The 12,599-nt window shown below is 40.4% G+C and carries 11 protein-coding genes and 1 tRNA gene; 2 read left to right on the top strand and 10 right to left on the bottom strand.

The window, feature by feature from the left end; translation table 11 throughout:
* Positions 1-131: 131 nt before the first annotated feature.
* The 8 genes from H140_RS0101525 to H140_RS0101485 all read right to left on the bottom strand — a co-directional run bounded on the left by H140_RS0101525 (position 132) and on the right by H140_RS0101485 (position 9,365).
* Positions 132-563 carry a hypothetical protein gene (locus tag H140_RS0101525; RefSeq protein WP_019671891.1) on the bottom strand — a complete coding sequence of 144 codons (432 nt, stop codon included), beginning with the start codon at positions 561-563 and terminating at the stop codon, positions 132-134.
* A 424-nt stretch (positions 564-987) separates the two neighbouring features.
* Positions 988-2,004, bottom strand: a complete 1,017-nt coding sequence (ilvC, locus tag H140_RS0101520) for a ketol-acid reductoisomerase (protein WP_019671890.1) — start codon at positions 2,002-2,004, stop codon at positions 988-990.
* A gap of 125 nt (positions 2,005-2,129) precedes the next feature.
* Positions 2,130-2,624 (bottom strand): acetolactate synthase small subunit, encoded by a 495-nt coding sequence (ilvN, locus tag H140_RS0101515; protein WP_019671889.1) that lies wholly within the window; start codon positions 2,622-2,624, stop codon positions 2,130-2,132.
* The gene (locus H140_RS0101510) at positions 2,624-4,339 is read right to left on the bottom strand and encodes an acetolactate synthase 3 large subunit (RefSeq protein ID WP_026348735.1); all 1,716 of its coding nucleotides are present in this window, start codon (positions 4,337-4,339) and stop codon (positions 2,624-2,626) included. Before H140_RS0101510 ends, ilvN begins: the two co-directional genes overlap by 1 nt.
* Positions 4,340-5,372: 1,033 nt before the next feature.
* The gene (queF, locus tag H140_RS0101500) at positions 5,373-6,269 is read right to left on the bottom strand and encodes an NADPH-dependent 7-cyano-7-deazaguanine reductase QueF (RefSeq protein WP_019671886.1); all 897 of its coding nucleotides are present in this window, start codon (positions 6,267-6,269) and stop codon (positions 5,373-5,375) included.
* A 150-nt stretch (positions 6,270-6,419) separates the two neighbouring features.
* Positions 6,420-7,193 carry an ABC transporter permease gene (locus H140_RS0101495; RefSeq protein ID WP_026348734.1) on the bottom strand — a complete coding sequence of 258 codons (774 nt, stop codon included), beginning with the start codon at positions 7,191-7,193 and terminating at the stop codon, positions 6,420-6,422.
* Positions 7,194-7,240: 47 nt separating this feature from the next.
* The gene (locus tag H140_RS0101490; protein WP_019671884.1) at positions 7,241-8,206 is read right to left on the bottom strand and encodes an ABC transporter ATP-binding protein; all 966 of its coding nucleotides are present in this window, start codon (positions 8,204-8,206) and stop codon (positions 7,241-7,243) included.
* A gap of 583 nt (positions 8,207-8,789) precedes the next feature.
* On the bottom strand, positions 8,790-9,365 hold the full coding sequence (locus H140_RS0101485; RefSeq protein WP_019671883.1) for a c-type cytochrome: 576 nt from the start codon (positions 9,363-9,365) through the stop codon (positions 8,790-8,792).
* A 562-nt stretch (positions 9,366-9,927) separates the two neighbouring features.
* On the opposite strand from H140_RS0101485, the gene H140_RS0101480 reads away from it, so the two are divergent.
* Positions 9,928-10,001 (top strand) — tRNA-Arg (locus tag H140_RS0101480).
* Between the two features lie 136 nt (positions 10,002-10,137).
* Here the strand turns inward: H140_RS0101480 and H140_RS0101475 are convergent.
* Complete coding sequence (locus tag H140_RS0101475) at positions 10,138-10,980, bottom strand: hypothetical protein (protein WP_019671882.1); 843 nt, start codon at positions 10,978-10,980, stop codon at positions 10,138-10,140.
* 62 nt (positions 10,981-11,042) lie between these two features.
* Positions 11,043-11,489, bottom strand: coding sequence for a hypothetical protein (locus H140_RS0101470; RefSeq protein WP_019671881.1), 447 nt, complete (start codon positions 11,487-11,489; stop codon positions 11,043-11,045).
* Positions 11,490-11,781: 292 nt separating this feature from the next.
* Between H140_RS0101470 and H140_RS0101460 the strand changes: the two genes are divergently transcribed.
* A complete protein-coding gene (locus H140_RS0101460) occupies positions 11,782-12,537 on the top strand; it encodes an SIR2 family NAD-dependent protein deacylase (protein ID WP_019671879.1) in 756 nt (251 codons plus the stop codon).
* Positions 12,538-12,599: the final 62 nt, after the last annotated feature.

Below are 12,599 nucleotides of genomic sequence, written 5' to 3'. Positions count from 1 at the left end.
CCATTCAAAAAGTAACTTACTTACTAATGGCTAGTATAACAGCTTTGTATCTCATGTCCTAATTATATCTGTACTTTTGGTTGTTTTGATGTAACTGTTTTCAAAATTTGATACCGATCTTCATCTTTTAGCTATCCAGCCATAGATTCTGACAAAATTATGCCATAAGTGGCGACTGAGAGACACAAGACAAAAAACACAATTGCAAAAGATTGGCAATAAGCAATATAAGACAAAGACACCTCAAACTTTTCTATATCTGGTATGCCTTTACGCTTAATTAATCGGTTGCTATAAATCCAACCAGCGACAGCATAGATCTGATAGGCAATGGGGACGACCAAATAGATGCCATCCATATCTAACAAATACATCGAGATAATTGAGATAGGAACCCAAAGAAAGTCAATAATGGCGCAAAATTTAAAAAAAGTAGTTTTGGGTATTCTTCCATTGGTTGTTTTGAGCATTTGCCCTTCTGCCCAAATTAAGATGGCAACCAGTGCACTAAGCACGACGAATATTATTTGCGAATCAATACGAGCAAGCCATTGGGTAACCATTTATTATTTTTTCCTATGTGTAATATCTAATATTAAGTACGTCAATCTCAACTGAAAATATAGGCTTTGGCTTATGTAAGGTTTGACTCCCTTCCTTCCTCTGTTAGCAAAGCTTCTCAAGGTTGAGGATGGATTTTTAATAAGTATCGTAAAATCCCCCTAAATCCCTGAGGAGGGATAAAGCAAAGCACTGCTTTGCCCCGACGCAAGAGAAAATCTATGATTTTCTAAACTGAAAAAGGAGAACTTGCCACCTTTATTAGTTTTTTTCAACAAATAAGCTAAAGACACAACCAATAAAAAGAGCAAAAGCTGCTTATTTAAAGTCAATCTGCAAAAAGACAAAGCCCACATGTCAGGGACATATGGGCTAGTCATTCTAAAAACAACTTAAAACCTATCTATTCATTCTATTGGTTTTAAATTAGTTTTTCTCTTTATCGATGATTTTATTACCACCAATCCAAGGCATCATTGCACGTAGCTTAGCACCTGTTTTTTCAATTTCATGATCAGCGTTGTTACGACGACGTGCTGTCATTGATGGATAGTTGGCTGCGCCCTCTGCAATGAACATCTTAGCATATTCGCCAGATTGAATGCGTTTTAGTGCATTGCGCATTGCTTCACGTGATTGCTCATTGATTACTTCTGTACCAGTGACATATTCACCGTATTCAGCGTTATTACTGATTGAGTAGTTCATATCAGCAATACCGCCTTCATACATCAAATCAACGATAAGCTTTAACTCGTGTAAACACTCAAAATAGGCCATTTCTGGGGCATAACCAGCTTCAGTTAGAGTTTCAAAGCCCATTTTAACCAGTTCTACTGCGCCACCACATAAGACGGCTTGCTCACCAAATAGGTCGGTTTCTGTTTCATCTTTGAACGTGGTTTCGATAATACCAGAGCGACCACCACCAACACCAGCGGCATATGATAGTGCCACTTGTTTGGCTTGACCAGACGCGTCTTGATACACAGCGATAAGATCTGGAATACCACCACCTTTAACAAACTCTGAACGTACTGTGTGACCTGGCGCTTTTGGTGCAACCATGATGACGTCTAAGTCTTTGCGTGGTACAACTTGGTTGTAATGAATTGCAAAACCGTGAGCAAAAGCAAGCGTAGCACCTTCTTTAATGTTTGGCTCAATCACGTCTTCATATAAAGATTTTTGGAACTCATCTGGGGTTAGAATCATCACTACGTCAGCTGCTTGCACCGCATCAGCTACTTCAGATACTTTTAGACCAGCATTTTCTGCTTTTTTCCATGAACCTGAGCCAGCACGTAAACCGACAATCACATCAACACCTGAATCTTGTAAGTTCAATGCATGAGCATGGCCTTGCGAACCGTATCCGATAATGGCTACTTTTTTGCCTTGGATGATTGATAAGTCACAATCTTTATCGTAATAAACGTTCATAATTTAATCCTTTTCAATAATTTTTTAAATACTTTCAATACGCTAAGTTTTGAAAATAATGGATAGTTTATGTTGATAGTCAACCTTGAGATATAACAACAATTGGATCAATTAGCAGATTAACCTTAAATGCTAAGCGTACGATCACCACGTAAAATACCAATAATCCCAGAACGTACCACTTCTAAAATACGATCACGACCAATAACGTCAATAAAACCATCTAATTTTGCGCCATCACCAACAATCTGGATGGTGTACAAATTAGCAGTTACATCAACGATATGGGCGCGGAAAATATCAGCATTACGCTTGACTTCAGAACGAGCACTACCTGTCGCCCGAACTTTAATCAACATAAGCTCACGCTCAACGTGAGGATTGTCAGTCAGGTCGATAACTTTAACGACTTCAATCAACTTATGCAAATGCTTAGTAATTTGTTCAATTTTTTCACGACTGGCATTGGTGGTCAAGGTCAAACGGGAAATAGTTTCATCTTCCGTTGGTGCAACGTTTAAGGTTTCAATATTATAACCACGCTGCGAAAATAAACCGACCACACGAGATAGCGACCCAGCTTCGTTTTCCATTAGTACAGAGATTAGATGTTGTTGCATTAGGTACGCTCCCCCTTAGATAACCACATATCACGCATAGACTGACCGGCAACTTGCATAGGATATACATGCTCATGACGATCTACGTACACATCGATAAATACCAGCTTGTCTTTCATAGCTAGGGCTTCAGCCAGCTGCTCATCAAGCTTTTCAGGATCTGTTATTTTCACCCCGACATGGCCATAACTTTCAGCAAGCTTCACAAAGTCTGGTAGCGACTCCATATATGACGAAGCATGACGGCCATCATACAACATATCTTGCCACTGTTTTACCATACCCAATTGGGCATTATTTAAACACAAGATTTTTACAGGCAACCCATACTGGAAGCAAGTAGAAAGCTCTTGAATATTCATCTGAATTGAACCCTCACCCGTAATACACACTACATCACGCTCAGGCTCAACCAATTTGGCAGCCATTGCATAGGGCAGGCCGACACCCATAGTACCCAGACCACCTGAGTTTAACCACTGACGTGGCTCATCATATTTGTAGTATAACGCAGCAAACATCTGGTGTTGACCAACATCACTGGTAATAATTGCTTTTCCTGAGGTCAGCTCATATAGCTTTTCGACCACAGCTTGCGGCTTCATGCCATGCTCAGTACTGGTATCATAGCGCAGACCATGACGCTTGCGCCATTCATTGATTTGTGACCACCAGTCTTGAAGTGCTGGCTGATCTAGCTGTTTATCATCACCTTGTAGCAGCTCAAGCATGTCAGTTAATACTGACTTAACATCACCAACAATAGGAATATCGGCCATGATGGTTTTTGAAATAGATGCTGGATCTATATCAATATGAATAATCGTTGCATTCGGGCAAAACTTCTGTACATTGTTGGTCACTCGGTCATCAAAACGAGCGCCTATTGCCAAAATCACATCAGCATGATGCATAGTCATATTGGCCTCATAGGTTCCATGCATCCCTAACATACCGATAAACTGGCGATCTGAACCAGGAAAAGCCCCTAACCCCATCAGGGTGTTTGTCACTGGTAAGTTTAACTTGTGTGCTAATGCGGTTAGCTCTTTATGGGCATTACCCAAAATGACACCGCCGCCTGAATATAACACTGGACGTTTTGCAGCTAATAACGCATCTACTGCCTTTTTGACTTGGCCATTGTGACCCTTTACTGACGGTTGATATGAGCGAATATTTACTGTATCAGGATAGTTATACTCATACTTTTCATGTGGCGCTGTGGTGTCTTTGGGAATATCGATGACCACAGGACCGGGACGACCTGACTGAGCAATATAAAAAGCTTTTTTGACAATTTCTGGGATTTCACTGGCATGGCGCACCTGAAAGCTGTGCTTAACAATGGGACGTGACACCCCGACCATATCTGTTTCTTGGAATGCATCATCACCAATCAGGTATTTTGGTACCTGACCTGAGATAACAACCATAGGAATTGAGTCCATAAAAGCAGTAGCAATAGCAGTTACTGTGTTTGTTGCACCTGGACCTGAGGTTGCCAATACTACACCTGGCTTACCTGTACGGCGTGAATATGCATCTGCCATATGACCTGCTGCTTGCTCGTGACGCACTAATAAGTGCTCAATAGTATCTTGCTTAAATATGGCGTCGTAAATGTGCAATACAGCACCACCTGGATAACCAAAAATATACTCCACGCCTTCATCAATTAAAGACTGGACGAGCATTTCGCCACCGGAGAGCATGATTGGCCCATCGCCATTTTCTAGAAGTTCACGCTTTTTTCCAAAATTAATGGCAGCGTGCGCTGTTTGGGTGTGCCCTGTCATATTAGGGCTTTGGGTTGTTTCGGTCACTGTCATCACCTTTATTCATTGCGGGATGTAATTTAAAAGCTCATTTTGGATCTGTTTTGTACCCAAAAGCTTTTAAACTTGGTTGTCTTGCTTTCTTTCATTGAAACCAACGAGTTTGATTTAAAAACCAATAACTTATCATTTTAAGCTTTTTTTATCAGTTTTTTCCAGATAATTTAATAACCATCCAGACATGACAAAAAATATCATAAGGCTTTTGCCATGTGATATGGAACTTAAAACGGACAGTGAGATGATTGCTAGACTAGCATTAAGAATTTAATAAGATTAGTGTGTTTTTTGGTATTTTGCAACCCATAAAGCTTAGATTACTTAGATTACAATGCAAAATAGTTAGATTGCAAAGTAGGCAATGCAAGCTCACAAAAAAATCAAATTAAATAAGCAAGTAATTCATATCTTTTGTTTTGGTATTATGTTTAATACTTTGATCAAAGAGTATAAATTATTACTTTTCAATCTATGTTCAATTAAAGCGATTGCTATTACATTAAGGCAAGATTGAATACTTAGTCACTGTAGACCGATAAGTCCCTGAGCATTACAATTACAAAATAGTCTTTGCTATCTAATTGCGTTACCCATCACATTTAAAATAACTACCCTAAAGCAGACGGTAAGCCTGCAATAGTTGCTACTTTAAGTTAACTGGCTCGATAGAGCTGATTAACTGACTAATCAAAATCTTATAATCCAATGTTTTATCCGAGTTGTCAATAAAATTATATTAATAAGATACCCTACCTAAAGTCATCAATGCCAGTTTTAGTATTAAACTCAATACTCTTTAGCTGGCAAAGCCTCATTTAGATAGGGTGTCTTAGAGTGTGGATTGCTATTTTTTGCTGCTTGTTGTGCAGCGATTAGTTGTACAGCGATTTATCAGGTTATAGTGCGAATACTACTGACGTACCAACCGGCTTGGCTTTGGCAATAGTTCAATAGCGCTCACTCGGCAAGGGTTGATATCAATACCGCCACGGCGTGTATACCAAGCACGCACCATCAACTTTTTAGGGTTAAATCGTTGGCTAAGATCAGCAAAGACTTGCTCCACACACTGCTCATGAAAGCCATTATGCTGACGATAACTTAAAATATAACGCAGCAAGCTACCTGCATCCACCCCTTCTTCACTGACCATATCAATGGCCAAAGTGCCCCAATCGGGTTGATTTGTGACTGGGCAGTTACTGCGCAGCAAATTAGAATAAAACTGTTGTTGCACCCCACCTTGCGCCACTAAATCAGCTGATTTAAGATGCTCTAAATCAACAGAACTTAATGGCTGTAACAAGCTGGCATCTGGATCTGCCAGTAGCTCAATTTTGCCTGAGCCTTCTAGCGCCTGATCAATGCACTGCCCTGTTGGCTGTGATATCAGCAATCCACTTGTGCTATCAGTAGCTTGTGTCAATGCATCTAGCTCAAATAATTCAACGGTTACAGGAGCACCCACGCAAGCAGACAAGTTGCTGGTGATGGTGTCTATTACCGCTTGCCAACTGGCAAACTCAGTGAAGTTTAGACTATTGAGATACAGCTTTAATGACTTAGACTCAACAATATAGGGTGATCTGGCTGGAATACCAAATCGAGCAATCGCCACCTGTGAGATACCTTGCTCTGTCAGCCAAGACACTTCAAATGCATGCCACCAATCCATACCGACTGCTAATTTATCCGCTTGCCAGCCAATGGCATCACGTCCTAGTTTACGTTCGATGGCAAATAAAGTATCGGGCTGATAGGTTTTTGGATAGCTGGTGATCTCCCCTAATACGCCATGTATGCTCATAATTTTTCCTATTTATCTTATCTTTAATCGTTATGGTCTTTACGCTTATAGGTTCTATTCTTTGTAATCTTTACTAGGGCGTGTCTTGTATATATGCTCTTGTATCGTTGGTAGTTTCTGATTAGTGACTGATAATCTGTTATTGCTAATTTACAACCTTAGGCGTGAACCATTATCCAATAAGCGGTAAGCAATCACATAAAAGATGATGCAAAAAATAAATATTGCCAACATTGAATACCACACATTGACATCCGAATAGCCCAAAATGCCATAACGAAAAGAGTTGACCATATACACAATTGGATTTAACAACGACACGTTTTGCCAAAACTCAGACAGATTTTCTAACGAATAAAACACCCCACCCAAGTAAGTCAAAGGCGTCAACACAAAGCTTGGAATGATAGAGATATCATCAAATGAGCGGGCAAACACCGCATTAATAAAACCGCCCAGTGAAAATAATATTGACGTACCCAGCACTGTAAATAACATCACAAAAAAGTGCTCAACGCCCAATCGGGTAAAAAACTGCGCCACTAAAGAGACAATAATAGCTATCATCAAGCCTCGAAAAATACCGCCACTGATATATCCCATCAAGATAGAATGTTTAGATACTGGCGAGACTAATAACTCCTCAATACTAGAGGTAAACTTAGCACTAAAAAAACTTGATACTACGTTTGAGTAGCTATTGGTAATGACTGACATCATGATCAAGCCTGGTACAATAAACTGCATATAAGGCACACCACCCATCTCACCAACCCGTGAGCCAATCATCTTACCGAAGATAACAAAATACAAACTCATGGTAATCACAGGTGGCAGTAAGGTTTGTGGCCAAATACGTAAAATACGGCGTATTTCTTTAACGACAATCGTACGAAAAGCGATCCACTTTTGTGTCACACTCATACCATCGTCAATACGATTTTCTGTTATATTATTTGCACCACTATTACTCATAACCCTGCCTCCGCCATACTATCTTCTGTCTCTATCCCTTGCTCGACCAAGCGCATAAACAGCTCCTCTAAACGGTTGGCTTTATTACGCATACTGGATATCTCAATCCCCTGTGCTGATAACTGAGTAAATACCTGATTCAATGACTCACCTTCGCTCAGTGTGACTTCTAGCGTCTGGGCATCTGGCTGAGATACCGCCGTTACACCTTCTATCCGAATCGGCTCATTTATCGGCTTAGCCATATCCAATACAAAGGTTTCAATGGACAGCTTTGACAACAAGTCCTTCATCTCGGTATTAATACGAATTTCACCATGATCTAAAATAGCGATATAGCGACACAACTGCTCAGCTTCTTCTAAATAGTGGGTAGTTAGGATGATGGTGGTGTTTTCTTCTGTATTAATCTGCTGCATAAAGTCCCACATAGAACGACGCAACTCAATATCCACCCCAGCGGTTGGCTCATCAAGGATTAACAATCTAGGCTTATGAATCAATGCTCTAGCAATCATCAGCCGCCGTTTCATACCACCAGACAGCTCACGCGCTTTATTATTGCGCTTGTCCCATAGACCTAAAGCAGTTAATAGCTTTTTGGCACGTGGCTTAGACTCTTTTGCTGAAATACCAAAGTATCCTGCTTGATTAATTAAAATATCTTCCACTTTCTCAAACTGATTGAAGTTAAACTCTTGTGGCACGATACCTAGATATTGCTTGGCAACTGATGGATTTTGTAATAAATCTGTACCAAAGATTTTGACACTACCTTCAGTTGGTTTAAATAGCGAGCTAATAATGCCAATCATGGTTGATTTCCCTGCGCCATTGGGACCAAGCAAAGCAAAAAAACCGCCCTGAGGTACGGTTAGATTGACATTTTTTAAAGCAGTAAAGCCATTACTATAAGTTTTGGTCAGGTTCTTTACTTGTAATGCAGGCGTTAAATTAGTCATAAAATCACAGTTAACAGTTATTAAGTTTTAGGTGTTGGATTAAAGCGCAGATTTTAAGGTTCTTTATCTTCATACCCCTACTAATCTTCATACCCCTACTATATGGTAGCAAAATTTAATAATTAAACCCAAGTTAGGTCTCACTATTAAAAACTAAAATGAATTTTAAAGCTCAGTCAAAATAGCCAAACGAAAAAACGCTCACCTGTGTGGTAAGCGTTCTTTGTTACTGTTGGTTTGTCGCTGTTACTAGTTTATCGCTATTAAATCACTGTTTATATCAATACCCCACTCTCAACTAATTACAATCCCATGTAGGCTGGTGCTTTTAGCCCAGCAAAACCTAATTTTTAGCTAAATATGCTGGGCTAAAGCCACAGCCTACGCAAAGAGTTGAGATTGGGGTATCAATCAATAATAAAATAAGCGATATAAAAACTATAAAGCCTTAATTAATTAAGAATTAATAAGTTAAATCAAGCAAATAACAAGCAATAATAACAACTAACTCACATATTACTGTCAGTAGTTGCCAATCAAATCTCACTTGATTTATATTAAATTTAACTTAGCTAACACCAGTTTAACTAGATTCACCGACCATATAGTCAACAGCGTTTTGAACTTCTTCATCTGGAATATCCGCACCACCTCTGGCAGGCATCGCATTTAAACCATTGATGGCATGATCATAAAGAGTTGCTGTACCTTGTGCAATACGTGGGCCCCAAGCACCCGCATCACCCACTTTTGGCGCACCAGCAATACCAGCCGCATGACAGGTATGACAAATAGCGTCATAAACAGCCTTACCATCACGTGGCTCACCATCAGCAGAAGCACCAGCAGAAGCGGTTAATGTAATATCACAATTGGTATCGCCTTCAAAACAAACCTTACCATAAGGCTGGATACGCTCTACTAGCTTAGGATATAAAGCAATGAGCTTTTTCACTTGTGGTGAGTCTTCAGGAATAGGCTCTTCTTCCACAGCTGGCGCAGGGGCTGCAGCAGTTTCTTCTGCGGCATCAGCATCAGTCGCTTCAGCTTCAGCAGCAACTACTTCCTCTGTCGTATCAATGACGTCTTCAGCTTGGCTTAAGGTAATACCTGAAAGACCAAGAATGGCGGCGGCGGATAACATCACGATTTTTTTCATGCGTCACAATCTCTTTGTGGAACAACTGATAAAAGCAGTCATGGCAAAATAATAAAAGCTAGACCAACCGTTACCGTTGTGTGTGATTGATTAAATTATTTTAGTGTATCAGTTCGTTAACGTCTCTGTGTTGAAAACAGTCATGCTTAACGCATTAACATTAAACGAACTATAAACATATTAACTTTAATGTATCAGTTTTTAATAGATAAACAATAAATCAGTAAGAATTTCTTTTCCATAGTATTATAAGGGAAAAACAGGGTTAAATGCCATGTTTCAATGATGACTATAACGACAATTCACTATTATATGCCACTTTTAGGTGAATTATCATAGCATTAACCGTCCAGATATTTCCTATTGTTTATGGCTTTTATTTATAGTTTTCTGCTTTTTATGCTATCAAATTTGTAGAGCTATCTAATCTCTGTCGCTATCTTCTACTCAATAATTAGCTACTCAATAATTAGTTTTTCGGCACTACTCTTTTATACATTGGTTTTTACGCCAATTTTTGTTAAACTAATTCGCCTAAAACCACAGCAACAAAATCTTATATGCGCTCGTAGCTCAGTTGGATAGAGTATCGGTTTCCGAAGCCGAGGGTCGTGGGTTCGATCCCCGCCGAGCGCACTTTCTATATGACACTCCTTTTCGTAACGCAACGCTTGCCTGCTCTATCTTTTTAAAAACTCCGCCTTTATTCTTATAAATATTGATTATTATAAATATTGCAAATACAGCAACCCGTTAGTTTTTAACTACAAACTTAACCTCTCCCCATACCTGCTTGAATGGTTGCGAACAGCTGCCTTGGCTTAATATCAGCCAATATTTGTCGAACCCTTGCCATAAGTTTGTTATTTTTTAGTTTTGCAAAAGGTTTAGAGGAGACTTTCGTTGCTTTTGTGGCGCTTTCAATATAAAGCATTTGCTTTTGCATCTTTTTATCACGGCTCCAAAAGATAGGGACAAGCTGTCCATCCGCTGTATATTTTTTGGCAGCACTACTGATACCAGCAGCAGATGAGAATTGGCTGGGTTGAGCTGAATATTCTGGTTTCGTAGAGTCGACTGCTTCTTTGCTAAAATGTGCCAAATACCAGTCTTCGGCTTCAGCCCACACCTGTGGATACAAGTCATATAAAGTCGAATGTGCCTGTGGCTCACCATACAGCGCAACCAACATTTTGGCATCAGTTTTGGTCAACAGTTTTAACTGCTGATAACCTAGCTGCCGATAATCCATCTCTAAGCCAGTAACCTTTGCACCAGGAAACTGTACAAATACTTTAAAACCAGGCTCACCCACCCGATCGGATTGTTTAGGATAAAAAGACTCCCAAGCAGCTAACTGATATAGACGCCATAATAACCTTTGGTAATCGCCCTGCTGCTTTTTCTGCCCACGTATCATAGCCCGCAGAGCCAATACCGACTCTTTAAATCCCAAGGGCCACGGCAAAAACTGTTGCGCTACTTCATAACGCAGCGGCGCATCATCTTTGTGTTGCTTGATATAGTTTGACCAAGACAAAAAACCAGTATCTGGCCGATTTTGCTCTCTTAATATGACATCTTCTACGCTTTTCTCGTCTTGCCACTGCATCATGATTTAAGCCTATAATAATTTGGTTAATAATCTTTACGGCGCCAATCAGCCCGATAGCTTATTTACACGCCGCTTAGCTCAATGCGTAACTCTTCAACGCTGGGTAAATTATGAAAATTAATCACTGCCACTTCGCCAAGACGACGACGCCCTAAGGTGGCTTGAGCATCTATTGTCAACATGGCCACTTTTTGGTCAGCACGCTCTAGCACCAAGTGATTGTCACGAGCAATAGCAACAAACTGCGGAAAATGGCTCTCTATCCGTTTTTTTAATCTTGAAATTTGGCGTGAGCTTTGACTGTTAGATGTGGTGTTAAAAGCGCCAGGCTTGCTTTTAAACAGTGACTGGTTCGCCTTGGTAACTTTTGCTTTGTTACCCTTCACTTTGTAGCTTGTTTTGGTAGCGGCACCTGTTTTTGGCTTTTTGAAATACGCAATTGCGAACAGCACCATTATCACCAGACCCAATGCCAATAGTAGCACAGGTCCACTTATCATCTGATTCATAATTACTCCAATATGTGCACGCTCAATAAATACGTGCCTATTTCAATAATGTGCCTATTTTAAATGTGCCTATTTTAATAGTGTACCGAATTCAACATAAAGTTAATATGGCGACTCTGATACCAGCCGCTGCCCTAGCTCATCTTGTATTATGCGCTACAATCTACCATACTGATATGTATCGTCATAACCTTACCATAAAGAAAGTTAACGACCCTAATCCACATAAAAAAGGTCACCAACAAAGATTCAAGCATACAAAAAAGAAGGATAGTAAGAAGGAGATTGACTTATGTCTGATATGACCGCCTTAGCTGAATTAACACAAGCGGCTGATTTGCTGACCCAAGCCAAAAGCATCTGCATCCTTACTGGTGCTGGTATATCGGCAGAAAGTGGTATTCCAACTTTTCGTGACAAGCAAACTGGACTTTGGGAAAACTACCGTGCTGAAGATTTGGCCAGTATTGATGCCTTCGAGCGCAACCCACAAATGGTGTGGTCATGGTATCAATGGCGTCGCAACTTAGTAAAAGACAAGCAGCCTAATCCTGCACATCACGCCCTATTCAAACTACAACAATGGGCAGAAACCGAACATAAAACCTTGGCGCTCATCACTCAAAATGTCGACGACCTACATGAGCAAGCTGGCAGCAAGGTGACACATTTGCACGGGCATCTGTGGCGCAATAAATGCAGTGGCTGTGACTCCCCATATACAGAACCAGTGGATTATAGCCAAGACTCGCTTCTGCACTGCCCGCACTGCGAGGGTTTGATTCGTCCAGATATTGTGTGGTTCGGTGAGATGCTACCACAACAAGAGTGGCGCTATGCAGAACACGCAGTCAATGACTGTGATGTGTTTATTAGTATTGGTACCTCTAGCTTGGTGTATCCTGCTGCTGGCTTACTGCAAGTGGCAAAACAGCAAGGTGCTGCCATTATTGAGGTTAATTTAAACCCAACCCAAAACCCACTGGTCGATGTCGAGTTGGCCGGTAAAGCAGGTGAAATACTGCCAAAGCTGGTAGACGCTTTGTAACTCATCAGCTTGTATCACGAATAAAAGCCCATTAGCTACGTCAATCTCAACAAGAATAGTTG

Source organism: Psychrobacter lutiphocae DSM 21542 (assembly GCF_000382145.1).
Taxonomy (GTDB): domain Bacteria; phylum Pseudomonadota; class Gammaproteobacteria; order Pseudomonadales; family Moraxellaceae; genus Psychrobacter; species Psychrobacter lutiphocae.
The sequence above is the reverse complement of the archived record's forward strand: the minus strand, read 5'-3'. Positions and strand labels throughout refer to the sequence as shown.